At 66.7% G+C, this 25,554-nt stretch carries 24 protein-coding genes; 7 read left to right on the forward strand and 17 right to left on the reverse strand.

Going from position 1 to position 25,554, the window contains the following annotated elements; genetic code table 11:
- Positions 1–18 precede the first annotated feature (18 nt).
- A complete protein-coding gene (locus HJG53_RS00945; protein WP_171127370.1) occupies positions 19–3,156 on the reverse strand; it encodes a YdbH domain-containing protein in 3,138 nt (1,045 codons plus the stop codon).
- 23 nt (positions 3,157–3,179) lie between these two features.
- Between HJG53_RS00945 and radC the strand changes: the two genes are divergently transcribed.
- Positions 3,180–3,857, forward strand: coding sequence for a DNA repair protein RadC (gene radC / locus HJG53_RS00950; protein WP_171127371.1), 678 nt, complete (start codon positions 3,180–3,182; stop codon positions 3,855–3,857).
- 79 nt (positions 3,858–3,936) lie between these two features.
- Positions 3,937–4,149 (forward strand): hypothetical protein, encoded by a 213-nt coding sequence (locus tag HJG53_RS00955; protein WP_171127372.1) that lies wholly within the window; start codon positions 3,937–3,939, stop codon positions 4,147–4,149.
- Between the two features lie 65 nt (positions 4,150–4,214).
- On the opposite strand, the gene HJG53_RS00960 is transcribed toward HJG53_RS00955, so the two are convergent.
- The 3 genes from HJG53_RS00960 to HJG53_RS00970 form a co-directional block, all read right to left on the reverse strand.
- The gene (locus HJG53_RS00960) at positions 4,215–4,433 is read right to left on the reverse strand and encodes a hypothetical protein (RefSeq protein WP_254447459.1); all 219 of its coding nucleotides are present in this window, start codon (positions 4,431–4,433) and stop codon (positions 4,215–4,217) included.
- Between the two features lie 64 nt (positions 4,434–4,497).
- The gene (locus tag HJG53_RS00965) at positions 4,498–4,854 is read right to left on the reverse strand and encodes a hypothetical protein (protein WP_171127204.1); all 357 of its coding nucleotides are present in this window, start codon (positions 4,852–4,854) and stop codon (positions 4,498–4,500) included.
- A 79-nt stretch (positions 4,855–4,933) separates the two neighbouring features.
- Positions 4,934–5,560 (reverse strand): hemerythrin domain-containing protein, encoded by a 627-nt coding sequence (locus HJG53_RS00970; RefSeq protein ID WP_171127374.1) that lies wholly within the window; start codon positions 5,558–5,560, stop codon positions 4,934–4,936.
- A 123-nt stretch (positions 5,561–5,683) separates the two neighbouring features.
- On the opposite strand from HJG53_RS00970, the gene HJG53_RS00975 reads away from it, so the two are divergent.
- Positions 5,684–6,229 (forward strand): DUF4142 domain-containing protein, encoded by a 546-nt coding sequence (locus tag HJG53_RS00975; protein WP_171127375.1) that lies wholly within the window; start codon positions 5,684–5,686, stop codon positions 6,227–6,229.
- On the opposite strand, the gene mtnA is transcribed toward HJG53_RS00975, so the two are convergent.
- Genes mtnA through HJG53_RS01000 form a run of 5 tightly spaced genes read right to left on the reverse strand, consistent with a single transcriptional unit; the run spans position 6,230 to position 9,510 of the window.
- Entirely contained in the window at positions 6,230–7,264 is a 1,035-nt protein-coding gene (mtnA, locus tag HJG53_RS00980) for an S-methyl-5-thioribose-1-phosphate isomerase (protein WP_171127376.1), read from the reverse strand.
- Positions 7,261–7,851 carry an acireductone synthase gene (gene mtnC / locus HJG53_RS00985; RefSeq protein ID WP_171127377.1) on the reverse strand — a complete coding sequence of 197 codons (591 nt, stop codon included), beginning with the start codon at positions 7,849–7,851 and terminating at the stop codon, positions 7,261–7,263. Before mtnC ends, mtnA begins: the two co-directional genes overlap by 4 nt.
- On the reverse strand, positions 7,848–8,345 hold the full coding sequence (locus HJG53_RS00990; protein ID WP_171127378.1) for an acireductone dioxygenase: 498 nt from the start codon (positions 8,343–8,345) through the stop codon (positions 7,848–7,850). Before HJG53_RS00990 ends, mtnC begins: the two co-directional genes overlap by 4 nt.
- Positions 8,333–8,926, reverse strand: a complete 594-nt coding sequence (gene mtnB / locus HJG53_RS00995; RefSeq protein WP_171127379.1) for a methylthioribulose 1-phosphate dehydratase — start codon at positions 8,924–8,926, stop codon at positions 8,333–8,335. The genes HJG53_RS00990 and mtnB overlap by 13 nt, the downstream gene beginning before the upstream one ends.
- Entirely contained in the window at positions 8,926–9,510 is a 585-nt protein-coding gene (locus HJG53_RS01000; protein WP_171127380.1) for an NADPH-dependent FMN reductase, read from the reverse strand. The genes mtnB and HJG53_RS01000 overlap by 1 nt, the downstream gene beginning before the upstream one ends.
- Before the next feature lie 62 nt (positions 9,511–9,572).
- On the opposite strand from HJG53_RS01000, the gene HJG53_RS01005 reads away from it, so the two are divergent.
- The gene (locus tag HJG53_RS01005; protein ID WP_171127381.1) at positions 9,573–10,730 is read left to right on the forward strand and encodes an aminotransferase; all 1,158 of its coding nucleotides are present in this window, start codon (positions 9,573–9,575) and stop codon (positions 10,728–10,730) included.
- On the opposite strand, the gene HJG53_RS01010 is transcribed toward HJG53_RS01005, so the two are convergent.
- The 4 genes from HJG53_RS01010 to HJG53_RS01025 all read right to left on the reverse strand — a co-directional run bounded on the left by HJG53_RS01010 (position 10,719) and on the right by HJG53_RS01025 (position 17,090).
- Complete coding sequence (locus HJG53_RS01010) at positions 10,719–11,597, reverse strand: phosphodiesterase (RefSeq protein WP_171127382.1); 879 nt, start codon at positions 11,595–11,597, stop codon at positions 10,719–10,721. The genes HJG53_RS01005 and HJG53_RS01010 overlap by 12 nt on opposite strands.
- Before the next feature lie 81 nt (positions 11,598–11,678).
- On the reverse strand, positions 11,679–13,670 hold the full coding sequence (locus tag HJG53_RS01015) for a cytochrome c3 family protein (protein ID WP_171127383.1): 1,992 nt from the start codon (positions 13,668–13,670) through the stop codon (positions 11,679–11,681).
- 16 nt (positions 13,671–13,686) lie between these two features.
- A complete protein-coding gene (locus HJG53_RS01020; RefSeq protein WP_171127384.1) occupies positions 13,687–14,565 on the reverse strand; it encodes a hypothetical protein in 879 nt (292 codons plus the stop codon).
- Positions 14,565–17,090 (reverse strand): cyclic nucleotide-binding domain-containing protein, encoded by a 2,526-nt coding sequence (locus tag HJG53_RS01025; RefSeq protein WP_171127385.1) that lies wholly within the window; start codon positions 17,088–17,090, stop codon positions 14,565–14,567. Before HJG53_RS01025 ends, HJG53_RS01020 begins: the two co-directional genes overlap by 1 nt.
- Before the next feature lie 123 nt (positions 17,091–17,213).
- Here HJG53_RS01025 and HJG53_RS01030 point away from each other — a divergent pair, with 123 nt between their 5' ends.
- Positions 17,214–18,161 (forward strand): tetratricopeptide repeat protein, encoded by a 948-nt coding sequence (locus tag HJG53_RS01030; protein WP_171127386.1) that lies wholly within the window; start codon positions 17,214–17,216, stop codon positions 18,159–18,161.
- A 172-nt stretch (positions 18,162–18,333) separates the two neighbouring features.
- A complete protein-coding gene (locus tag HJG53_RS01035; RefSeq protein ID WP_171127387.1) occupies positions 18,334–19,707 on the forward strand; it encodes a class II 3-deoxy-7-phosphoheptulonate synthase in 1,374 nt (457 codons plus the stop codon).
- Positions 19,708–19,710: 3 nt separating this feature from the next.
- On the opposite strand, the gene HJG53_RS01040 is transcribed toward HJG53_RS01035, so the two are convergent.
- Complete coding sequence (locus tag HJG53_RS01040; RefSeq protein WP_171127388.1) at positions 19,711–20,739, reverse strand: aspartate-semialdehyde dehydrogenase; 1,029 nt, start codon at positions 20,737–20,739, stop codon at positions 19,711–19,713.
- Positions 20,740–20,890: 151 nt separating this feature from the next.
- Between HJG53_RS01040 and HJG53_RS01045 the strand changes: the two genes are divergently transcribed.
- The gene (locus tag HJG53_RS01045) at positions 20,891–21,847 is read left to right on the forward strand and encodes a hypothetical protein (protein ID WP_171127389.1); all 957 of its coding nucleotides are present in this window, start codon (positions 20,891–20,893) and stop codon (positions 21,845–21,847) included.
- 160 nt (positions 21,848–22,007) lie between these two features.
- Here HJG53_RS01045 and HJG53_RS01050 read toward each other — a convergent pair whose 3' ends face one another.
- The 3 genes from HJG53_RS01050 to HJG53_RS01060 form a co-directional block, all read right to left on the reverse strand.
- Positions 22,008–23,807, reverse strand: a complete 1,800-nt coding sequence (locus HJG53_RS01050) for a tetratricopeptide repeat protein (protein ID WP_171127390.1) — start codon at positions 23,805–23,807, stop codon at positions 22,008–22,010.
- Positions 23,808–23,849: 42 nt separating this feature from the next.
- Positions 23,850–24,800, reverse strand: a complete 951-nt coding sequence (locus HJG53_RS01055) for an aldo/keto reductase family protein (protein WP_171127391.1) — start codon at positions 24,798–24,800, stop codon at positions 23,850–23,852.
- Positions 24,801–24,867: 67 nt separating this feature from the next.
- The gene (locus HJG53_RS01060; RefSeq protein WP_171127392.1) at positions 24,868–25,539 is read right to left on the reverse strand and encodes a hypothetical protein; all 672 of its coding nucleotides are present in this window, start codon (positions 25,537–25,539) and stop codon (positions 24,868–24,870) included.
- Positions 25,540–25,554: the final 15 nt, after the last annotated feature.

Below are 25,554 nucleotides of genomic sequence, written 5' to 3' on the forward strand. Positions count from 1 at the left end.
ACGTCAACATTGCGTCCTTCATCGCTTATTCCCGCTTTCGGAGGGCTGAACGGTGGTTTCGAAGCCGGGCCCGAGCCGGTCTTCGATCAACAGGCTCGGGTCGCCGAAGCTGCGCGACATCGCGATCAGGCCGCGGAACGGCGCCGTAATCCTGATGTTGAAAACAAACGGGATGCGCTGCAGCTTGCGCGCGAGTTGGCCGCCGACCCGCGCGATCAGGCCGGTGGCGACCGGCTCGATCGTGCCGCGACTGACGCCGGCAAAGCGGATCTGGCTGACCATCTCGCCATCGATGCGGCCGTCGAGCGCGATCGTCATGTTCTGATACTGGATCGATTTGAGAGCATCGAAGGCAATGCCGCCCCAGATGCCGAGGTTCGCGTTCGAGACCTGGCCGTTATAGGCCAAAGTGCCGCCGCCCTGCCGCGAGGCGATCGACCCGCCGACGATGCGGCCGCCGTCGCGATCGAAGATCATCGGCAGGGTGCCGTCGAAGGTTCCGGTGGCGTTGATGTTCGAGAATTCGAGCTGATTGACGAATTTGGCGGCGTCGAGCCCGCGAATGTCGAAGGTCAGGGCACGCGCGGCTTCCTCGGAGAAGTCGAGCAGGGTCGGTCGCAGCAGCAGCTCGCCGCCGGCAAAGGGCCAGCGTCCTGCCTCGATCTGCAGCTTCAGACCCGGCACGATCCGATAGCGGACCTCGCCATTCTCGACGAGGATGCCGGGGTTGACCGTGCCGACCGTGACGGTCTGTCCCGGCGCTGTCTCCAGGCCGAGCAGATCCGTGAAGTGGATATCGGTTGCCACGTCCGTCGCCGGGCCGAACGGCGCGGCAAGCGCGGCGACCCGGATGCGGAAATCACCGCTGCTGGCGACCCGCTCGGGCGTCCACGCGATCCGTCCCTTGCCGGAGAGGCTGCCGTCGACATCCGCGACCACGCCGAGCGTCAGCCGCGTCAGCCGCTCGGGCTGCAGCCCCTCGCGCTCAAAGCGTACGCCATCGACATCAAGGTCCGCGCTGCCGACGCCGCTGCGCAGATCGTGGCGCAATTGCACCGCCACGACGCGCGTGCCGCTCCCGAGCTCGAGCAGATGCCCGGAGGCGCTCAGGCCGCTCCCCCTTATACGGAGCGCGAAGTCGCGTGATACGAGCGGGTTGAAGCGTCCGGGCTGCGGCGCGTCTGACAGGGTCAGGCCACCGCGCAGGTCCAGCACGCCGCCCGAGAATCGCCACTGCCCGGCGGCATCGCTGACCAGCAGCGGCACCTTGCCGATCTGCCCTGAAGCGCCATTGAACCGACCCGACACCCCCTTGCCGAACGCACCGGTCAGATCCGCCACATCAAGGCGACTGATCCGGTCGTCGCGGCCGAGCCGCGCGCTCAGTCCAGCAATGCGGAGATCCTTCCCATCGAATCCAATGCGAGCGGCAGCCAAGGAAATGGGGCTCTCGCCCAGCGTGCCGCGCAGGCGAGGAGCGTCGATTCTGCCGGCCAGCCGGCCTTGGTCCATCAGCGCGCCGCCGCTCGGACAGAGGCGCAGCGTCGCAGGCTGCAGGTTCAGGCCGGAGACGGCCAGGCTGCGAAAGCTGAGCGCCTCGCACTGGCGGTTCAGCACCAGGCCGGCACTCCCGAAGCTGCCGCTCAGCGGGAGGCGGGCACCCTCGACCCGGCCGCCCAGCAGCGGCCCGCTGACGTCCAACACTGTCGCGAACCGGCCGCCCGCGAACCGCACCGGGGCCAGGACGATGCGCGAGTCGCCCGCCGCATAGGGCTCCATCACCGCGACGCCTGACAAGGGTCCGCCCGGAGCCGACTGCCGCAGGTCCGCCGTTATTTGAGGCAGGCCTGCGCCCCGAAGCGTGAGTCGCCCATCCACCTGCGGTCTGCCACTGCCGGGCCAGACGAGCCGGATGCCCTCGCGGCTGGCGAAGCGCAGCGCTGCGTCCTCACTGACCAGTTCCGCGGCACCGATCCTGAGTGCCCCTTCCCCTCCTCGCAGCGATGCACTGAGGTTCGCGTGCAGGTTGCCGGAGTTGGCGAGTGCAGCGCCACGGTCCGCAAGGGCACGGGCAAGCGGTTCGAATGGCGTGCCGGCGGCCCTGCGAGCGATCCCGTCCAGACTTGGTGCATCCGCCACCGCCAGCCGCGAGGCGGAGAGCGCGCCTTCGAAGCGGAGGCTTGCCGCGCGCGGGACACGCGCTTCGTCGAGCCGCTCCGCACGCGCGGTCTCGACTACATATTGACCGCCTATGGAAGCGCTCGCGGCGCTTGCAGGCGCACCGGACGGAGCGACGGCCGTCAGCCGCAGCATGCCGGTAGTGCGGCGCACGTCGCCCGCAAAGTCGATCTGGCCCCGTATTCCCGTCGCGCTCCAGCCGGCTGTGCGCGTGGCCCCGCTCGCTAAGGAGACATCGCCGCGCCACCCGTCAAGCCCCGGTTGCAAGGTCAGGTCAAGCGCGCCGCTGATGCCAGCCACAGCTGCAGAGCCGCATTGAACGCTGCCCGCCTGAACCGGTCCGGCGAAGCGCGGCCGGGAGCCTTGCGTCGTCACTTTTCCCTTCAAGCCCGCGCCCGCCACCTCGCAACCGGAGATGCTGAGCTTGGGCGCCGCCAACGCGAACGCCCCGGCGAACCCGCTCGCCAGATTGCCTTTGCCGGCGACCGCCAATGCCACGGGTCCGGCAGGCGTCGCCAGTATGAGGTGCGCATCGCTGAGCGACACCGGCAGGTCCGGCAGGCGGAACGGTTTGCCCGTGGGCGCCGGCAGCAGTCGGTCGACCGCGCCCAGCCGGAGCCGTCCATCCACCATCCGCCCGCGCAGCCGCACGCCCTGCGCCCGGATCGCCTGCACTTCCGGTGCGCCGAAGGTCGGGCGCAGATCCACTTCCACCCACTCCGCGGTAAGGTCAGGCGCCTTCGGATCGCCGATGCTCAGGCCTTCCAGCCGCTGGGTGCGGAAGCCGATCCGCTTCACTTCGTAGCGCGCCGGCACGCCGCGCCGCGCGAGTTCGCGATCGATGACATTGGAGGCGATCGGCTTGCGCGCGAGCCACAGTGCCAGCAGCAGGATGGCTAGCAGAAGCAACACGGCCAGCGCGAAATGGCGGCCACGCGATCGGCGGCGAACCACAGCTTCCGGCTCGACCTCAGCCATGACAGGCCCTAAGCCTCGCCCTCATGGCGGGGGAAGAGGACGGCGCGGGGCATCGGGCGCGCTTACGCGAGCGGCTGCTGCGGCAGGGCCCGGATGCGCTGCTCGACCACGAGATCGTCGAATATTTACTCGCCCTCGTCATTCCGCGCCGCGATACCAAATCGCTCGCGAAACGCTTGCTGAACGAGTTCGGTGGCATTGGCGGCCTGTTCGCCGCCGACGCCGAGGCGATCGAGCGCGCCGGCTTTTCGGAAACATCGGTGGCTGCGCTCAAGATCGTCAACGCCGCCGCCCTGCGCCTGCTCGCCGCCGAGATCAAGGCGCGGCCGATTCTCGGCAGCTGGAACGCGCTGCTCGACTATCTGCGCGCCGACATGGCGGCGCTGCCGATCGAGCGGGTGCGCGTGCTGTTCCTCGACGCCAAGAACGGCCTGATCCGCAATGAGGCATTTAGCGAGGGCACGACCAGCGAAGCCGCCATGTACGCCCGTGAAGTGATCCGCCGCGCCATTGACCTCCACGCCTCCAGCCTGATCCTGGTCCACAACCACCCGAGCGGCGACCCCTCCCCCTCGAAACAGGACATCGCCGTCACCCGCGACATCGTCGAAGCCGGAAAGCGCTTGGGGATACAGGTGCACGACCACGTGATCGTCGGAGCAAGCGGGCACAGCAGCATGCGGGCGATGGGCTTGCTTTAAGGTAGCATGTGTCGGTTGCCGACCCGTTGGGGACCCGCCTCGGGTAGATTGATGGCTTGCTCCGTGCGATGCTGACGAGATGAACAGTGTCTCGTTCGTAGGTTTTGCGCTTTTGTGCGCCGGCCTTTTCTTCTTCATCTCGGGGATCAGAACCGGCGAGATTTGGGCCGCGAAGGTGCATTTGAAGCTCAGCCGGCGGCACCAGCCGGTGCTCTTCTGGTTCACTGCGGCGGTGTTTCTCTTGCTCGTTGGCGTTGGGGTCGTATTTCTCCTGAACCCGCTCGGACTATAGAACCTGGGCGACGTAATGGCAGTCAACCACCCTCAGCGGGCATTCGATCAACCTTAGGAGCCCAATCAGCTCCTGCTCAGCCGTCGGCGGTTCGCGCGGACCTTTCGCCGGTAATCGGCGACTGCCTTAACGCCTGCGGCCGGCATTGTCGCGCCGAGCTGGCCCAGCATCGCTTGCCGGAACAATGACGAGGCGGCGGCGACCTTCTCGCTGACCATCAGTTCCGCCTCCGCGCTCGCCGCCGCGCCCCCGGCGGCGAGCTTCAGGGTGCGGAGAGCAATCACGGAGGACGACTCCGCCCCCAGCATCCACATGTCGAGGCCGAGCCGGAACCAGGGCCCTAGCGGATCAGCCCTTGTCGGCATCGCGCATGCTGTTCTTCTCCGGATAGTCGTCCGGCGAGACATTGCTCTGGTTTTCGACGGCCTGGTGGATCTGGTCCTCTTCGCCGTCATTGACGCCCGGCGCTTCGGCCAGGTCGCCTCCGCCGCCGACCGCGTCATTGTCATAGTCTTCGCGCAGATTGCCGCCGCCGGCGCCCGCGCCCGATCCGCGCACTTCGCCATTGCCGGCGATGAACGGCCGCTGGCCGCGGTCGCTACCCTCGTCCTCCGGCGTGCGGTTCTTGTCGAGCGTGGCCGAATCCGGCCGCTTCGCGTCGCCGGGCAGCTGATGCTCTGTCGACAGATTGCCTTTGAGGTCCATGTCATCGTCTCCAGACCGAGTGCTCCGGCAAAGGCCGGAGCTCTGCGGCGTAAGGCTCCGGCGTTCGCCGGCGCACGTTTCAGGCCAGCTTGAAACCTTCCTTGTTCATCGCCGCGGTCAGCGCCTTGTTCTGCTCAACGCTGAGCTTCGCCTTCAGCTGCGGGAAGATCTGGTCTTCCTCCTCGCGCATATGTTCCTCGATCGAGGCGCGGAACTCCGCGACCTTCGTCAGGAATGCCGGCGATTCATTCGGCATGTTGTCGAGGTCGTAGAGATACTGCTTCACATAGCCGTGATCGTGGTTGAGGTGATCGGCCTGCTCCGTCTGGCCCGCATCACGCAGCGCCGGATAGACCGCATTTTCCTCCTGCAGCGCATGCTTGGCGAGCGCGTGCTTCAGCTGCATCAGCAGCATCGAACGCTTGGTCGTGTTCTTTTCGGTCGTCGCCTGGAGCGCGTCGAACAGCTTCAGCGTCGCGGCATGCTCGGCGGCCAGCGCCTCGTCCCATTCGCCGGCGAGGAAGGTCGGCGCCTGCACCGCCGTCTTGCGGCCGAGATTGGCCATCAGCCCGACCGCGACACCGGCCGCGGCCGCGCCGATCATCGCGCCGGTCGCGCCACCGAAGATGCCGCCTTCAGTATTGCCGCGGCTCCCGGTGGAGCGCTGCTGGCTGGAGCGGGTGCGGTCGGAAGCGTCGGTCGCCATTGGTGATCTCCTGTCGATGAAAGCGTCAGCGCAACAACCCGCTGCCTCGTCCGCCGTTCCCACAGACCGGAACCCGGATCGCGACGGCGGGTTGAGTCGGCCAACGAAAGCAGGAGACCTGAAATGAAAAGCTTGATTGTCATGGCATTGCTCGCCGGCGCGGCTCCAACCCTCGCCCAACCGGTCCCGCAGGCGCCGCAGCTCCAGGCGCGTGTCGCTGCCCCGACATATGTGGCGACCGCCGCCTCGTCCGACACCTACGAAATCCAGTCGAGCAAGCTGGCGCTGGAGCACGCCACCAACCCCGATGTGCGCAACTTCGCGCAGATGATGGTTTCCGATCACGCCAACACCACGGCGGCCGTAATGGCGGCAGCCAAGCAGGCCAGCATCGGCATGCCCGGCGGCCCGAACCCCAAGCACACCGCGATGCTGAAGGCGCTGCGCGAGATGAAGCACGCCGACATGGAACGCGGCTATGTCGACCAGCAGGTTATGGCGCATGAAGAGGCGCTGGCGCTCCACCAGGGCTATGCCGCGCAGGGCGACAATCCGGGTCTTCGCGCCGCCGCCGCTTCGGCCGTGCCGATCGTGCAGCGTCACCTCGACGAGATCCGGCGCATCCAGACCGCCATGGGCGGGCCCATGGCCGGCCATCGCGGCCATTGATCAGATCAGGTCGATGACGCCGCGTTCCGTGATGTAGCCGGTGACCAGCCGAGCGGGCGTGACGTCGAAGGCAGGATTATAGGCGGGCGAGCCGGTGACTCTGATGGTTGCCGGCTCGCCTGTTCCCGTGGGGCCGCTCAGCCAGGCGAGTTCGTCGCCGTCCCGCTCCTCGATCGGCACGTCCGCGCCGGAAGCCAAATGGCGGTCGATCGTCGTATAGGGCAGCGCGACATAGAAGGGCACGCCATTGTCCCGCGCGGCGAGCGCCTTCAGATAGGTGCCGATCTTGTTACAGACATCGCCATTCGCGGTGACCCGATCGGTGCCGACGATCACCAGATCGACCTGCCCACGCTGCATCAGGAGGCCGCCCACATTGTCCGCGATGACGCTATGCGGGATGCCATGGCCGTCAAGCTCGAACGCGGTGAGCAGCGCCCCCTGGTTGCGCGGCCGCGTCTCATCCACCCAGACGTGTAGCTTCATGCCCCGCTCGTGCGCGAGGTAGATGGGCGCGGTGGCGGTGCCGTAATCGACCGTCGCCAGCCAGCCCGGGTTGCAGTGCGTCAGGATGTTGAGCGGCCGATCCGGGTTCCGCGCGTACAGATCCTCCAGCAGCTTCAGCCCATGCTCGCCGATAGCGCGATTGAGCGCCACATCCTCGTCGCAGATCGAGTCCGCCTTGGCGAAGGCGGCTTCGGCGCGCTCCGACAATGGCAGGTTGCGCACGGCCTCCCGCACCTGATCGAGGGCCCAGCGCAGGTTGACGGCGGTGGGCCGCGCCTGGTTCAGCTGGGCATGGGCCTGGTCGAGCGACAGCGGATCGTCGCGGAGCGCCATCGCCAGACCGTAAGCCGCAACCGCGCCGATCAAAGGCGCACCGCGCGTCCACATCTCGCGAATGGCGCGGAACGCGTCGTCCGCGGTGCGCAATTCGATCCATTCGACGGACCAGGGAAGCTTGCGTTGATCGAGGATGCGGATCCCCGCCTCGGTGCGCGCGACCGAGCGCACCCATTCGCCATTGAGCTTCAATGTCGGATGCTTTCGAACGTGTCGCCACGGGTGCGATCGATCAACTGGGTCTGCAGCCCGGCGTCCTTCGCCGCCTCGATCTCCTGCACATTGTCCGACAGGAACAGGATTGCTGCCGGCTCTTCACCGATCGCCTCGGCAATGCGGCGATAGGATGCGCTTTCGAGCTTGGAGCCGAGCGCCAGATCGAAATAGCCTTCGAACAGCGACGTCAGATCGCCAGCCTCGCTATGGCCGAAGATCAGCCTCTGCGCTGCCACCGAGCCCGAGGAATAGACGAACAGGCGCAGGCCGGCCTCGTGCCAGCGGTTCAGGGCCAGCACGGCGTCGGGATAGACGTGCCCTTTCAGCTCGCCTCGCTCATAGCCTTCCCGCCAGATGCGCCCCTGAATGTCCTTGAGCAGCGGCTCCTTGCGATCCTCGTCGATCCACTGCTCCAGCGTCTCGGCCGACAGGCCGCACGCCTCTTCAGGGTGTGCGGCCAGGTAGGTGCGCAGCCGCGCGCGGGCATAGGGGAACAGCGTCTCGGTCACGAACGCGATGCTGCTCGTCGTGCCTTCGATGTCGGTCAGGATCGCGCGGATCATGCGTCTTCAAGGCGCGGAAAGCGATCGGCGATCGAGTCTCCGGTGAAATCCCCCACCCACCCATCGGGGGTGCGGAAGAAGCGCATGGCGGTGAACTCCGGCCGCGGTCCCATGTCGAACCAATGCCGCATGCCCGCGGGTACGGAGACCATGTCGCCCGCGGTGCACAGTAGGGTGTGGACATGACCGTGCGCGCGCAGTGTGAACAAGCCCTGCCCCGCGAGGAAGAAGCGCACCTCGTCCTCGGCATGGCTGTGCTCGGACAGGAATTTCTGGCGCATGGCGGCCCGATCCGGGTGATCGGGCGCGACGCCGATCGTGTCGATGGTCGTGTAGCCAGCGGCGCGTAGGGCTTCGACCCTGTCCTGATAGTCGCCGACGGGCCAGTGCTCGAAGCGCACGCCGATCCGGTTCAGCGCGCCGGCGATCTCGTCCGGGTCCTGCGTGCGCCCGAGCTCCTCGCCCGTCTCGGTGAAGATGGTCAGCTGCGACATACCCGCAAGCTCCTTTCCGCAACCTCTGCTTCGGCCAGCCACTCCAGCGCTTCGATCACCCGCTCTGCCTCGGCAATGTCGCGGCCCCAGCCATACAGGCCGTGCCCTCGGATCATATAGGCCGGCGCCTTGCCGAGCCGCGGCATCACGGCGGCTTCGATCTCGGCCATGTCCTGGCTGTTCTCGACGAGGGGAATGGTGACCAGCTCTTCGTGACCGGTCACGTCCGGTAACGCCTTGGCGAGCTCATGGCCTTCAATCACCCACTCGTCATCGAGCACGCGGCCAAGCGCCACGGACGGCGCTCCATGACTGTGAAGAACACAGCCCGCCTCCGGGAAGCCGCGGTAGATCGCCAAGTGCAGATGGGTTTCCGCCGATGGGCGGCCCGGCTGGCCGCTGCCCAGCACCATGATATCGCGCGAGGTGAGCCGGCCCTTGTGCGCGCCGGAGACCGTGATCAGGACACGACCATCCGGCAGGCGCGTCGAATAATTGCCCGATGTCGCCGGCGCCCAGCCGCGCGCATGAAAGGCGCGGCCGATATCGATCAGCGCCGCTGCGGCATCTTCCTGGGTCATCAGTAGGGCGGCGCCTGGCGCTGTCGCTGCTGAAGCGCGGCCTCGGCCCACCACTCCAGATCAGCCGCAAAGCGCGGAAAGGCTCGCGCCAGCGCCTTGCCGCCATCGCCCGTGGGCTTGTCCTGCTCGTCCAGCGATTGCGTGATCTGCCCCACGCCGATGGTGCTCGAGATCACGACCATCCCCATCTCGGACAAGGTGCCGTGCCATGTCAGCGCCGAACGGGCGCCGGCGAAGCGTCCTGCTGAATAGCTGAGGATGCCCGCCGGCCGCCAGAACCATTCCTCCAGAAAATGGTCGGTCAGGTTCTTGAGGCCCGGCTGCACCCCCCAATTATATTCGCCCACGACGAACACGAACCCGTCGGCGGCCCTGATCTTTGCGGCAAGCGCGGCCATCGTCGGCGGTGCGTCCCCCGGAGCATATTCCTTGAACATGCGGTCGAGCATGGGCAGCCCGACTTCCATCGCATCGATCAGCTCGACATCATGTCCCCGCCCGGCGAGTTCCGCGACGGCGTAGCGGGCAAGCCGGATGCCGGCGCGGTCCCGCCGATAGGAACCGTAGAAGACGAGCAGGCGCATCGCTCCTCCTTACAGCGCCCGCAGCCCTTGTCGAAGCCCCCGGCTTCTTCTCTAAGGCACCCATGAACCCGCTTTTCGCGACCATGGCGGCGACGATTTTCGAGCGCATGTCGGCGCGGGCGCGGGAGACCGGCGCGATCAACCTGGGCCAGGGCTTCCCGGACTCGAACGGCCCGCCCGACGTGGTGGAGGCGGCCGCCCGCGCGCTGACCGAGCGATCGAACCAATATCCCCCCATGGCCGGGCTGCCCGAGCTGCGCGAGGCCGTCGCTTCTCACTATGCCCGGCACCAGGGGCTCGACCTCCGGCCGGAGGAAGTGATCGTCACCTCCGGCGCCACGGAAGCACTGGCCGCAGCCATTCTCGCCCTGGTGTCGCCTGGCGACGAAGTCGTGCTCTTCCAGCCGCTCTACGATGCCTATTTGCCAATGGTCAGGCAGGCTGGAGGAATTCCGAAACTGGTGCGGCTCGCACCGCCGGATTGGAAGATCACCGCCGAGGCGCTGGATGCCGTCTTCAGCGAGCGGACCAGGGCCGTGATCCTGAACACGCCGCTCAATCCCGCCGCAACCCTGATCGGCGCGGAGGAGCTGGCGCTGATCGCCGAGCGCGTCACCGCGTCCAACGCCGTGCTGATCAGCGACGAAGTGTGGGAGCATCTCGTCTTCGACGGTCTCCCCTATGTATCGCCGATGGCCTGGCCCGGCTTGCGCGACCGCACGATCAAGATCGGGTCGGCCGGGAAAATCTTCTCTCTGACGGGCTGGAAGACCGGCTGGATGTGCGCCGCGCCGGCGCTCGCCCTGCCGCTGTCGCGCGCGCACCAGTTCCTGACTTTCACCACGCCGCCAAACCTGCAGGCGGCCGCCGCCTACGGTCTCGGCAAGAGCGACGATTATTTTGCGGAGATGCGCGCCGGCTATGCCCGGTCTCGAGACCGCCTGGCCAAAGGACTGACCGCCTCCGGCTGGTCGGTGTTGCCGAGCCAGGCGACCTATTTTCTCAACATCGACCTGGCCGCCTCCGGCATCGACCTCGACGATATCGCATTCTGCGATCGTCTGGTGGACGAGTTCGGCGTCGCCGCCATCCCGGTCTCCGCCTTTTATTCGGATGCCCCGGTGGCCAGCATCGTCCGGCTGTGCTTCGCGAAGCAGGATGCGACGCTCGACGCCGCGATCGAGCGCATGGCGAAGGCGCTGAAGGCCTTACGCGGCTGAGCGCTTCTCCGGCACTTCCTCGCTCGGGCGCTCTTCCATCAATGCCTTGACCAGCGGCTGCATCTTGGCGTCGAACTTTGCCAGCATGACATGATCATCGGCATTGTCGAAATGGCTGACCAACTCGCGGCCATTCCATTTGTGGAGCGCAAAGGCGGGGGGATCGGCGATGATCATCGCGCGGTTGTCCGGACGGCCGGGGTCGATCGGAGCGAGGTCGAGAGCAACCTGCGGCGCGGTCGAGGGGCAGATCGAAATGGTGGTGCCCTGCCAGGCCACGCAGATCGGGCGATGGAGATGCCCGCAGATGATTGCCTTTACCTGGTGATGGCCGGCAATGGCGCTCGAGAAGCGCTGCACCCACGGCTCGTCGGGATGCGTCGCCATCCACTCGATGCCGACATCGACCGGGGGGTGGTGCATGACGATGATTGTGTCGCGCTCCGGCTCTTCAGCGAGGCGCTCGCGTAGCCACCGCGCGCGCGTCTCGCAGAAAGCGCCGCCGTGACGCCCTTCCTCCAGCGTGTCGAGAATCAGGAAGCGCAGGTTTCCGCTACTCACCTCATATTGCACAAACTCGTCGGTGACGGGAATTTCCGGATATTCCTCACAAAAGGTTTCGCGCAGGTCGTGGTTGCCGAGGCACGGCCAGACCGGAAAGGGGCAGACGGATAGGGCGTTGCGCAGGCGCTTGTAGCTCGCCAGATCGCCGCGATCGACGAGGTCGCCGGTGGCCAGCAGCAGATCCGGCATGGGCCGCATTGCGGTCAGGATCTTGAGCACGTGATCCAGCCGCTTCCTATTGAACTCGCTGGGGTTGTCCGGCTCGAACCCCAGATGGATATCCGTGATCTGCGCGATCAGCATGCTACTCGCCTGTTCTGCCCAACCACTCCCCATCTCCCGCACCCCTAAACGCGCGAGATGGACGTGTGGTTAAGCGACCCCTCAGCGCCAGCGCACCTGCAGCATCGCCACCTGGTTTGCCGGAGCCGCCTTTCTCCCCCCACGCTTGAGCACCCAGGGCGCCCCCTCGTCGGCGTGATAGTCATGGCACATCGCGCAGCCCGAAGGTGTGCCGGAACGCACAAGCCGTGCGTTGGTCGCACCTTTTTCGCCGGTGTGGCAGGATTGGCAGTTGGCAACGCTCGGCAACAATAAATCGCTGGAGTTGTTCGACTTTTCAGCCGCGTGGCAGTCACGGCAGCCATAGCGGCGATTGCCATTCTGCCCGCGCACGTCGAGATTGTCGTGCGCCCGGTGGTCGAACCATCCCTTTTGCAGATAGCGGACCGGCTGCGCCACCGGTGCGATTCGCACCCCGTCGCCGCCGGTGAAGCTCACCTTGTGGCACTCGCCGCACACGCCGCCCGGCGCGAAGGTCGCGCGGATCAGCGCATCGCCGCGGCCGGGCAACAGGGCGGCGTTGCGCGCCAGATCCATCGAACGGCGCTCGGCATTGACTTCGCCCGGCCGGCTCCGCGTGTAGCGGGCAATCGGCAGTCCGGTCGGGCGGAAGCTCCCGCCCGAGCTGTAGAAAGCGCGAATGTCCGCGATCACCTGCGCGGGCTGGCCATGCGGAAGCTGACGCACCGTACCGCCGACCGTCTGCAGTCCCAGGCTGTGACAGGCCTGGCACGCCGTTTCCATCCGCACCGGCTGGTAGCGCGTGCCGCTCGGATCGGTCTTGTGGCAATCCTGGCAGTCCATGCCTTCACCCTGGCCCGGCGACACGCGACGCCACATCTGCGCGACCCCGTTGGTGGAGGATAGGTGCTGGCCATGGGTGAACTTCAGGCCGTTTTCCATCTGCAGCGGCTTGTCGAGGACCGCGCGCTGCATCTTCCACCCGAGCAGCGGATTGCCGCCTGAGCGCGCATCGCGCCTGTCGAACGGCACGGGATGCGCCTCGTCATAGCCGGCCAGGATCATCGGCCGGAACTGCGGATGCTTCAGCCCGAAGTCGCTCGCGTCGCCGACGCCTGACTTGAAGCCGGCGCTCTGCAGCCGCCCCTTGAGCCCATCGTGGCAGTCGGCACAGAATTGCTGCTGTGTCGCCGGCATCGCTCCGGCACCTTCATGCTCCGTGTGGCAGTCGACGCAGCGGCCCTCCGGCACGTTGAAGGTGCGTTTGAAGAAGGACTTCACCCGACCGCCGAAGTCCGCCTCCCCGCGCGCGGCGAGCATCTGATCCAGGGGGGCATGATCATAGGCGGCCGGCCCCGGACGCCCTGGGCCCGTGAGCGAAGCGCGCTGCAGCCCGGCTGCCTTTTGCTGATGGTTGTCGGTGTGGCAGGCGACACAGGCATTGTCCCGCACCGCGACGAATGCATCCGTGTGGCAGGCCTGGCAGTCATTCTCGAGCTCCGCGTGCGCCTTGCTGAGCTTACCCGTTTCCCAGGTTTTGTCGGCGTGGAAGCCATTCGGGCGGATCTTCTCTCCGCGAGAGGTGGCATAGGTATAGACGGGCCAGGCGAGAAAGGCGGCGAGCACCAGCGCGATGAAGGCATAGGCGCTGATCCGCTTGCCGGGCAGCAGTCCCCGCAGCGTGAAGACCGTCTGCTGGTCCTTTGCCTCCGACGCGTCGGACAGCGCCTCGACGCGCTCGACCGTGATCGTGATTGCGCCGTCTTCCTGGCCCAGCGTCAGGCGGTGGCTGCCGAAGCGCAGTTCGGCACCGCTATTCGCTGGCTCCAACTCGGCCCGCATCACGGTTCGCCCGTCGAACCCGAAGCCGAGGCCCGAGACTGACTCCACGACGATGCGGCCGGGCGATGGCTCGGAGATGACCGCATGCTTGGGCTCGACCGCGAGGTCGGCCAGATGCACGTCGTTGTCAGTCAGCCGGCCGACGCTGATCTCCAGCCCCTGAACGGTCGTCGGACGAACGATCTCGCGCCCATCGGCGGTGCGCGAAACCTGGCGAATAATGAAGCTCATGCCCCCCGACCGCCCCTTACCAGTAGAAGAACACGGAAACGATGTGCGCCGACAGCGCGGCGATCAGCGCGAAGGTGATCGGCACGTGCACGTACAGCCACACCTCCAGCAGCGACTTGATCTTCAGATGTCGCCGCACGCGCGCCAGTATGGCCTCCTTGCGCGTCAGCAGGGCGTCGATCTTCTCGAGCGGATCGTCGCCGACATTGGGACGATAAGCCGTCTCCCGCCGGATCTCGGCCTGGGCGGCGCGCGTCGCGCAGTTCGGGTAGCGCCCGGTCAGCCGCGCCCAGACGCCGCCGCCGAACGCATCCTGCTCCAGCGACGCCTGCACCAGATCGGCGTGACGCTGCTCGAGCGGCTGGGCGGAGTCGTGCAGCTGGCGATCGATCGAGCGCAGCGCCTCCAGCATCTGCGTTTCCGTCATCATGTCGCGATTGTCGCTGAGCATGCGCGGCAGCGCAGCATACATCGAGATGCCGTAAATGCCCGACAGGATCACGACCATCATCAGCGCATAAGCGAGCGTATGGACGTTCCAGCCGAACTGGAACCCGGTGTGCAGCGTCGCGATCACGATCAGCGACAGGCCGAGGTAGACGTGCGCGGAGGTCCAGCTCTTCAGCGACCAGCGCCCGCGCGTCATCGCCCGCTTGCGGACGCCCAGCAGCGTCAGCCACAGGATCAGCAGCGCCCCGATCGTACCCAGCACATAGCCTTCGGCGCTGCCGCCATTGGGCCGAGGCTGTACGTCGATCATCAGATAGGCGACGATCGCCGTCAGCGAGAGGATCGACGCGATCTTTGCCCAACGGAAATTGCGGTAGCGGAGAAAGCCGTCATGGGTAGAGCTGCGCTCGCGCCGGGCAGTGGATTTGAAGGCCTGGGTTGCCATCACGCCTGCTCCAGCCGCGCGATGGTCAGGAACTCCTCAGGCGCGACGCGGATCGCGGCGCCCGTCGGGCAGGCGCGCACGCAGGCGGGGCCGCCCTCTATGCCCGAGCACATGTCGCACTTGATCGCCTTTTTCGGCTTCTCTCCCTGCGAATTACGCTCCGACCATTCATGGCTCGGCTCGCCCGGACCGGGGCCGCGTCCGAAGAACAGCCAGCTGAGCAGGCCCGGCTTCTTGGGGGGCACCTTGTCCATGCGGATCACGCCATAGGGGCAGTTGCGCTGGCAGTTTCCGCAGCCGATGCAGGTGTCGTCGATGAACACCTCGCCGTCCGGGCCGCGATGGATGGCGTTGGGTGGGCAATCGGCCATGCAGTGCGGATGCTCGCAGTGGCGGCATGAGGTGGGAACGTGCAGGTGCGCGTAGGTCTTGCCCGCCTCGCGATCGAGCCGTGACAGGCCATCATGGCTGTCGGCGCAGGCCTTTTCGCAATTGTCGCAGCCGACGCAGAGATTTTCGTCGATCAGCAGCACGTCGGTTGCTTCGCCGATGCCGTTGTCGACCAGGAATTTGGCAGTGGCCGAATACATGTCGACCACGCCCGAAAAACTGTCCTTCTTCGCCTCGATAAAGGCATTCAGATCCTGGCGCGCGGCCATGTCGCGCTGCACACGCTCGGCGAGCGCAGGATTCCTCGCCATCAGCCGCGCAAACGCCTCGCCCGGCAGTCGGATCACGTCCGACTTGATTGCGGCGCGCACCGTGGCGGTCCGGCGGCCGCCCCCGATGAGCGCCATCTCGCCGACGAAGGAGCCCGCCGGCAGATAGGAGAGGAACACCGGCTTGCCGCCGACCGTCTTCTCGACGATCATCGATCCGGAGCGGATGACGTAGATGTCGTTCCCCTCCTCGCCTTCGGTGATCACCGCGTCCCCGGCCTTGATCGTCATCACCTGCGCGCCGGCGGCGACTTCGGCCACGTCTTCCTTCTTCAGGCCCGACTTGAACAGCTGCAGCAGCTGCCGCTCGGTCGAGATGCGCGCGATGGCGGCGCGTGCGGCCGGCACCTGGCTCTGCAGGCGAAGCGCGGCGGTGCGCGGGATTTCGACGACGATCGCCGGCTCGCCCGCGCGCACGGTCGCGCCGCGGCGCCGGCCCGAGATCAGACCGACTTCGCCGAAGATTTCGCCGGTGCCGATCGGCACGGTGATCGCCGGGTTGGTCGGGTCGACCTCGACCAGCACCGACCCCTGAGCGATGCCGAACAGCGACGATCCCGGCTCGTTGCGTTCGAAGATGATCTCGCCCGCGCCGAACGCCTTCACTTCGGAATCGAGCATGAACTCCCGCATCTGCAGCGGAGACATGCCTTCCAGGATGCTGACGTTGGTGCGCAGGAATTCAAGCCACTCGGAAACGCTGCGACCGCCCGGCAGGCCAGCGAACTTCTTCTCGAGGATCGGTTCGTCGGCGGGCTTCAGGTCGAGGTTGCCGTTGATGAACTCGACGACGTCATAGCCCTGGTTCATGCAGTGCTTGATGAGCGGATAGCCGGCGAGCGCGCCGATCACGAAGATGCCCGGCACCGTCGATTCGAACACCGGCGACAGCTTGGGATAGGAGACGCGGTCGGCGCTCGTGAATTGCACGCCGGTGCCTGCCTTCACCCCCTTCATCATCTTGCCGGGGTTGCGCGGGTCCTCCCGGTCCTCGAACTCGGCGCAGCAGCCTTCGACGAACGCGCGCGGCGGGGCGGAACCCATGCGTGCGATCACCCGGTCGCAGCGGATGCGGAGCTCGCCGTCGCGGGTGTCGAAGACGATATGCCCGGGTTCGAAACGGTTGGTGGTCGTCTCGGTCAGGATCTGGATGCGGCCCTGGTCGCGCGCGGCGAGCAGCGCCTTGATGTTGGCGTCCTTCGCGGTCGAGAAGTCGGCCGAGCGATTGATGATGGTGACGGTGTTGCGCTGCTCCGGGTCGGCGGCGAGGCCGAGGGCATTCTCGATGCCCGCGTCGCCAGCGCCGATGACGGTGATATGCTCGTCAACGAACTCGCCCGGATCGTCGAGCGTGTACTGGACGTTCGCCTGCTCGACGCCGGGCACGCGCAGCAGGTTCGGATTGCCCTGCGTGCCGATCGCAAGGACGATGTTCTCTGCGCGGACCTGCTGACCATTAGTCAGCGCGATGGTGAAGTCGCCCTTGGCGCCGGTGATCGCCTTCACCTCGGCGTTGAGCATCACATTGACGCCGTGCCCGGCGGTCTGCTCGTCCCAGGTGCCGAGCACCTTCTCGCGCTTGCCCGCTTCGAAATCGAGATCTGAGCGAAGGACCAGCTGCGATGGCGTCGCCATCACATGCTTGCCCTTCTGGTATTTGTAGATGGTGTCGGACAGATGGTCCGTCTTTTCGAGCAGGACGTGGCTGAGGCCCAGCTGCGCCGCGCGACCCGCCGCGCTCAGGCCCGCAGGTCCCGATCCGACGATCGCGATCCGGAAGATGTCCGACACGATATTCCCCCACATCTACGCGTGACAGCGGCCGCCCGGCGTTCTCGCCGATGTCGGGCCCGCATGCGCCCCGCCCCTTCTTATCAAGTCCACTTCGCCGCGCTAGTGACTGGCTTCACAAAAAGCGGCGGAATGACAATGGTTGAGATCGAAAAGACTGGTGCTGCGACGAAGACGCGGGTTCCCCCCGCCCGGCTTGCGCTGTTCGCGGCGGCGGCGATCGCGATCGTTGCGGTGGGCGTGGGCGTCTCGCGCAACCGCGCGCCCGACGCTGCTCCCGCCCCTGCCGCCTCGGCGAGCGCGCAACCGGACGTCGGCGCGATGATCTCTTCGCTCGAAGCCAAGCTGAAGACCGACCCCAACAATGCCGAAGGCTGGCGGATGCTCGGCTGGTCCTTCTTCGAGACGGGACGCTATGCAGAGTCCGCCACCGCCTATCGCAAGGCGACCCAGCTGAAACCCGACAATGCCGATTACTGGTCCTCCCTTGGCGAAGCGCTGGTGCTGGCCGGATCGGGCGACGTGCCGAAGGACGCGTCGGCCGCGTTCAAGAAGGCGCTGTCGATCGACCCCAAGGACCCGCGCTCGCGATACTTTCTGGGTGTCGAGCAGGACATGGCGGGCAAGCACGCGGAGGCCATCGACACCTGGATCGCGCTGTTGAAGGACACGCCCGCCGGCGCGCCCTGGGAAGCCGATGTCCGCAAGACGGTCGAGCAGGTCGCGGAGAAGGAGAAGATCGACGTCAAGGCCCGCCTCGCCGGGACCAGGCCACCGGCGCCGACCGGTCCGGCCGCGGCGCTGAACGGCATTCCCGGCCCCAGCCGCGAGCAGATGGCGGCGGCGTCCCGGCTGCCGTCGGGCGCGCAGGAGGAGATGGTGCGCGGCATGGTCGACGGCCTCGCCGCCAAGCTGAAGGCCGATCCGAAGCAGCCCGACCGCTGGATGATGCTGATCCGCAGCCGCATGATGCTGGGCCAAGGCCGCGAGGCGTCCCAGGCGCTGCAACAGGCGATCGCCGCCAACCCGGCGTCTCGCGACCAGCTGGTGCAGGCTGCCCGGACCCTGGGCGTGCCGGGGGCGTAAGGGCCAGCATCTACCAGACCCGCTTGGGCTCAGCCTGTCGAGGCCCCCCCTTTCTTGATGCGGGAGCAGAAGGAGGGAGGCCTTCGGCAAGCTCAGGCAAGTCGGGGTTTAAGGCGGCATGCGATCCATTTGGTTGCAATCCCGAGCTGCGGCGCGCAATTGGCGCCGCGTTATGGCGCAGAAATGGACTCCCGACAGCTGGCGCCGCCACGAGGCCCGCCAGCTCCCGACCTATCCCGATCCCGCTGCACTGGACGCGGCAGAGGCGGAGCTGCGCAACTTTCCCCCGCTCGTCTTTGCCGGCGAAGCGCGCGACCTGAAGGCGGATCTGGCCGAAGTCGCCACGGGCAAGGCTTTCCTGCTCCAAGGCGGCGACTGCGCCGAGAGCTTTGCCGAGTTCCACCCGAACAACATCCGCGACACCTTCCGCGTGATCCTGCAGATGGCGGTCGTGCTGACCTTCGCGTCGAAGCTGCCGGTGGTGAAGGTCGGCCGCATGGCGGGTCAGTTCGCCAAGCCCCGCTCGAGTGACCTGGAAGAGCAGGACGGCGTCGCCCTGCCCTCCTACCGCGGCGACAATGTCAACGACATCGCCTTCACACCGGAAGGCCGCGCGCCCGATCCGCGGCGAATGATCAAGGCGTACAGCCAGTCCGCCGCCACCCAGAACCTGCTCCGCGCCTTCGCGCAGGGTGGCTATGCAAATCTCCACCAGGTCCATCGCTGGACGCATGATTTCATGGGCCGCAGCCCGTGGACCAAGAAATATACCGATCTTGCCGACCGCATCGGCGAGGCGCTCGACTTCATGGCGGCGTGCGGCATCAACCCGGATACGGTGCCGCAGCTCAAGGGCACGACCTTCTACACCAGCCACGAGGCGCTGCTGCTCCCCTATGAGCAGGCGCTGACGCGGCAGGATAGCCTGACCGGCGACTGGTACGACACGTCGGCGCACATGCTGTGGATCGGCGACCGCACGCGTTTCGAGGGTTCGGCCCATGTCGAGTTCATGCGCGGCATCGGCAACCCGATCGGCCTCAAATGCGGGCCGAGCCTCGAGCCCGACACGCTGCTGCGCCTGCTCGACACGCTCAACCCCGCGCGCGAGCCGGGCCGGATGACGCTGATCACCCGCTATGGCTATGACAAGATCGAGGCCGGCTTGCCCAAGCTGGTTCGCGCTGTCCTCCGCGAAGGTCATCCGGTCGTGTGGAGCTGCGACCCGATGCACGGCAACGTCGTGAAGGCCGCGAACGGCTACAAGACCCGCCCCTTCGACCGGATACTGGGCGAAGTGCGCGGCTTCTTCGCGGTGCACCGGGCCGAGGGCAGCTTCGGCGGCGGCATCCACTGCGAGATGACCGGCCAGAACGTGACGGAATGCACCGGCGGCGCCGTCGACGTGACCGAACAGAGCCTCGCCGACCGCTACCACACGCACTGCGACCCGCGCCTCAACGCGGCGCAGAGTCTGGAGCTGGCATTCCTGCTGGCCGAGATGCTGAACCAGGAGCTCGCCGAGCGGCGGAAGGCGGCGGCTTAGCCTCTATGCCGCTTTCTGCAGGTGCCTCCGCCCCAGCAGTTCGGCGATCTGGACGGCGTTCAGGGCGGCGCCCTTTCTCAGGTTGTCGCTGACGCACCAGAAGGCGAGGCCGTTTTCGACGGTCGGGTCTTCGCGGACGCGGCTGACATAGGTGGCAAACTCGCCGACACATTCGATCGGAGTGACATAGCCACCATCCTCGCGCTTATCGACCAGCATGATGCCGGGCGCTTCGCGTAGCAGGCGCTGGGCGTCCTCGGCCGAGAGCTCATTTTCCATCTCGACATAGATGGCTTCAGAATGGCCGACGAACACGGGCACGCGGACGCAGGTGGCGACGACCTTCACCTTGGGATCGAGGATCTTCTTGGTCTCGACCACCATCTTCCATTCTTCCTTGGTCGAGCCATCGTCCAGGAAGCTGTCGATGTGGGGGATCACGTTGAAGGCGATCTGCTTGGTGAACTTCTTGGGCTCCGCCTGCTCGCCGACGAAGATGTTGCGGCTCTGTTCGAACAGCTCGTCCATGCCGTTCTTGCCGGCGCCGGAGACCGACTGATAGGTCGCGACGACCACGCGCTTGATCTTCGCCGCGTCGTGCAGCGGCTTGAGGGCGACGACCATCTGCGCGGTCGAGCAATTCGGGTTCGCGATGATGTTCTTGCGAGTGTAGAGATTGATCGCGTCCGGGTTCACCTCGGGCACGATCAGCGGCACGTCCGGATCCATCCGGTAGAGCGACGAGTTATCGATCACCGTGCAGCCGGCGGCCGCGAACTTGGGCGCGTAGATCTTCGTCGCTTCCGAGCCGATGGCGAACAGGGCAATGTCCCAGCCCTTGGGATCGAAATGCTCGATATTCTGGACCTTGTAGCGGCGGCCGGTCTCGCCGAACTCGACCTCGTCGCCCTGGCTGCGCGACGAGGCAAGCACCGCCAGGTCGTCCAAGGGAAATTCCCGCTCGGCGAGGATGTTGAGCATCTCCCGCCCGACATTGCCGGTGCCGCCGGCGACCACCACCCGATAACCCATTCCGTCCTCCAAATACGTCCGATTGCGGACACTAGATCGTTCGCGAGCGGACACTTCGATGACGTTTGTAGTCGAAAAGCCGCGGAAATCCTTGGGCGATCGCTTTGGCCCGTCTCTTGCGAGGAAGCGAGATAGATATTCGGGAGGTATTATGAAAGTCGCCTTTGCGCTGCCGCTGCTGATGATGCTCAATCCTGCCGCCGACGCACCGCCGGTTGCCGCGACCGCTCAGGCGGCCGCTGCGGATAATCTTTCGGTCGAGGCGCCCTGGACGGCGAAGCTCAGCAAGTCGGACGCGGGCAAGCTGCAGATCAGCGTGATGGAGCGGCGCGGATCGATGCTCGGCGTCGGCGTGGCGCTGGCGGAGCTGGAGGGGCTGACCGCCGCCGATCTCGCCAGCAACCGGTCGGTCACCTTCGTGCTGCGGCGCGAGGCGGGCACCGTCACCTTCAGCGGCCGCTTCAAGGATGGGCTGGGCGAAGGCACGCTGCGCTATACCGGCAACCCGGACTATTGGGCGAAGATCGCGGGAATGGGCCTGCGCTGGGACGAGGGCGAACGGCGCGCGCAGCTGCTCGCGCTGCCGCTGCTGGATGTACGCACCGACTATATCGCCGCGCTGCGGCGGGAAGGCGCGATGGGGACTTTGGGCGACTATGTGGGCATGAAGGCGGTGGGCGTGGCGCCGGAGATGGTGCGCGAAGTAAAGCCGCTGATCGCCGGCGAACTGCAGCCGCACGACCTGATGTCGTTCGCGGCGCTGGGCGTGACGCCGGATTATGCGCGCGAGATGCGGGCGGCGTTCTCGAGCCTGCGCGGCAATGACCTGAGTTCGATGAAGGCGATGGGAGTGAGCGGCGCAGACATCGCGCGGATCAAGGCGCTGGGGCTGGAGGTCACGCCGCAGGGCGCTGCCGGCATGAAGGCGCTGGGGGTCACGCCCGCCTATGTCCAAGAAATGCGGGCGGCGGGCGCGCGCATCCGGACCGCCAACGACGCGCAGAGCTTTCGTGCGCTCGGCATCACGCCGGCGGCGGTGCGGCGGGCGGTCGAGCGGGGTCGCGCCAATCCGAGCGCGTCCGACGTGATGGAAATGAGCATGCGTTAACCCTCCTCCACCTGGAGGGTTGGGGGCGGCTCTGTAGGGGAGAGCCGCCCCTCCTTTTCTTATGCGATCCCGCTCGTCCCGAGCGAAGTCGAGGGGCGCCTGTACCGCGCCCTTCGACTATACGCTGGGCGCTCCGCTTAGGACGAGCGATGTGGGCAGATCAAACCGGGAGCGCGTCGAAGGCGACGGTGAGGCGGGGCTGGTCGCTTTCGAACGGCAGGGTGCCGTGCCACATATAGGAGGGGAAGATGACCAGCCGGCCGACCTTAGGCAACTCGACGCGGCGGGGCGGCAGGTCGAGGCCGAGCGTGGCGTCGGGGATGCCGAAAGCAAGTGCGCCCGCCTCCCCCTGCCCCACTTCCGCCGGCAGGCTGACATAGAGGGCGGAACTCATCCAGCCGGTCTGGTGGATATGGCTGATGTGGAAGCCCTCGCTGCGCAGGCGGACGGACCATGAGGCTGGGAAGCTGATCGCGCTCGCCTTGCGCGAGAGGAACGGATGGGTCGGATCGTCGGGCAGCTGGCGGAGGCGGTTCTGCACGCCGGTCCGTACCTGGGCGACGAGGCGCTGGATCAGCGGGTCCTTGCGGTCGAACAGGTTGCCGCGGGTCTGGGTGCCGCCGCGCAGCGACTGCTCCGCGGGATGCTCGCGCATCGTGTGCAGCTCGGTCAGGCCCGCGGCGAGTTCGGGGAAGAAGCCTTCCGCTGCGTCGAGGTCGACGGGCATGACCAGCCGCTCATAATCGGCGAGCCAATGCTCGCGCGGATCGTCGAGCAGGCGCCAGATGACGGTGAGCAGAGCCCAGGGCGCCTGGTCGAGCGCGTCGATCTTCGTGGCCTTGAGCGCGTGCGCCTCGGCCGGCTTCGGCTCGCCGGCGGCGACCAGACAATGCGCCAGATGCTGGTGAGCTACCGCGAGTTCGGGCGAGCGGGCAACCACGTCGCGCAGAATGTCGATCGCCTGGGCATGCTTGCCGAGCCGGGAGAGGGCGGCGGCACGGGCGATGCGGATCTCCGGATGCGGCCCGACGGCGCGCGCGGCCTGCATGGCCCATTCGCCGAGCTGTTGAAAATCGCGCAGGTCGAAGGCTGTGCGGAGAGCCGAGCTCCAGAGAGCGGCGGAGTCCGGCCGCACGCCCAGCGCCCAGCGATAGGCCTGGAGCGCCTCGTCCCCCCGCCCCAGCTGCGGCAGCAGTTTTGCGAGGGTCTCGTGCGCGTCGGCATGTTCGGGCGCATGCTGGATGATGTCGCGATAGGCCTTCACCGCCTGGTCGCTGCGATCGAGCTGGGCAAGAAGATGGGCGTGGAGCGTGGCCGTTTCGACCGGAACGGACGGGAGCGCGACCGCCGCGCTCGTCTCCGCCAGCGCCTTCTCGGGCTCGTCCTGCTGGCGGAGCAAGACGGCCAAGTTGTGACGGCTGCGTACGTCCTCGGGGTCGATCTCGATCGCACGACGGTATAGTTGCTCGGCGACATCGACCATGCCCCGTTTGGCTTCGAGATGGGCGAGCGCCGCCCAGCCGCGGGCGACCTTCGGCAGCCTGCGGATAAACGTCTCGAGTGCCTCTTCGCCGACATCGAACCGACCGGCATTGGCGGCGACGATGCCGAGATTGATCAGGAAGTCGCTGTTGTCGGGCGCGATCTCCACGGCACGTCGCAGCGCCGAGACCGCCGCCTCCCCCTCCCCCAGATCATCGAGCAGGCTGCCATAGGCATCGAGCAAGGCGCCCGACGCGGGGGCAAGGGCGATTCCTTGCTCGAAAGCTTCCCGCGCCTCTGGCAGCTTGCCGAAGCGGTGCAGGATCGCTCCCCGCGCCAGGAGGCCGTTGGGATGCGCCTGCGTGCCCGGGGGAAGCGCCTCATAGGCGTCCAGCGCGCCCATCAGGTCGCCGGCGCGCAGGCGGATCTGAACGTTCTTGAGAGCCTTGAGCTCGGAAGCAGCAATGGGTCGAACCATGGCGGCTCTGTGCGCGGCAAGCGACGCGCTGGCAAGCCGCCCTCAGCCCTGCGGCAGCGCCTCCGCCAGGATCCGCTCGGCCTCGGCAAATAGGGCCGGATCGACCTGGGCGCCCGAGGCTGCGGCATTCTCCTCGACCTGCGCCGGCCGGCTGGCGCCGACGATCGCGGAGGCGACGTTCGGTTCCTTGAGCACCCAGGCGAGTGCGAACTGACCGAGGCTCAGCCCTGCCTCCGCCGCGAGCGGCTTCAGCCGCTGCACGGCTTCCAGCACCGGGCGTTGCATCAGACGGTCGATGAAGACGCTCATCTCGCTTGACGTGGCGCGCGTTCCGGCTGGCGGCGGGGCGTCCGGCAGATACTTGCCCGTCAGCACGCCCTGCGCGAGCGGCGACCAGACGATCTGCGAAATGCCATTGTCGCGGGAAAGCGGGATGATCTCCTCTTCCGGCCGGCGCCAGAGCAGCGAATATTGCGGCTGGCTCGACACGAACTTCTCCGCGCCGGGGACGGCGAGCGACTCCCGCACCCGCTCCGCGGGCCATTCGGAAAAGCCGAGATAGCGCACCTTTCCTGCCTTCACAGCGTGGGTCAGCGCCATCATCGTCTCTTCGATCGGCGTGCCGGGGTCGTGACGGTGACACTGGTACAGGTCGATCACATCGACCCGCAGCCGCTTGAGCGAAGCGTCGAGCTGCTTTTCCACCTGCGCGCGGGAAAGGCCCCGATCGGTTTCGGTCATCGGAAAGAACAGCTTGGTGGCGATCAGATATCTGTCACGCGGGATGCCGCTCAGCACCGCCCCGAGAAAACTTTCGGCGGCGCCGCGACCATAGATATTGGCAGTGTCGATCAGGTTGATGCCGAGATCGAGCGCGCGGTGCACGCAGGCGGCGGCATTCTCGGCATCCACCCCGACGCCGTAGGTCAGCCAGGAGCCGAGCGAGATTTCCGAAACATGCAGGTCGCTCGAGCCGAGCTGTCGATAACGCATCAAGGTGATCCTCCCGCCAGCCGAACGACTGATGCTGCAGGTCGATCCTTGGAAACAAGCCTGACGATCAGGATTGCCGTTGTGCGTCCGTGCCGTCGGGGGCGCGTTCGAACTGGACCAGCCCCTTCACCCAGGCGTCACCCGCGGCGTCCGCGTGGATCAGCGCCGCCTGGCCGGTCGCGAGCCAATAGGGGAAAGGAACGCTGGTTGGTGCTGCTGCCAGGCAGCGCGATACGAATTCGTCCGCTTGACGCTGAACATCGGGATCGCTGCTGAAGGTGGCGTTGTCCGATAGCACCTCAATGACTTCATAGTGCAGGCCCTTCGGCAGCGGCTCGCTGCGCGACCAAACCAAGGGCGGCATCAGTTGCAGCGGGAACGGCGACCCCCAGGGCAGGAAATAGGGGCCCAAGTCGATGATCCGATTTGCCGTCGCCACCCACAGATGCGGAAAGCGCTCCGGCCCTGACTCGAAGCCCTGCAGCGCGTAGCGATCGCCATGGCGCGATACCACGAGAGAGGTGAAGCGACCGCCTACCGCGTGGCTGCCGACACCGTCGCGGGCCAGCAGTGCGCGGATGGCATAGGCGGAAAAGGCGCAACGGCGGAAAAAGTCGCGCGGAAAGGTCTCGAGCAGGCATGTGAGGACAACGCCGAGCAGCTGTCCGATCCGCTCGGCCTCAATATTCTCGTGCAGCGCGCCCGCGTCTGCATCGCGCAGGACGGGCGCCCTCCCCATCACATCCATCGGCGG

This window comes from Sphingomonas sp. ID1715, from assembly GCF_013044515.1.
Taxonomy (GTDB): domain Bacteria; phylum Pseudomonadota; class Alphaproteobacteria; order Sphingomonadales; family Sphingomonadaceae; genus Sphingomonas_B.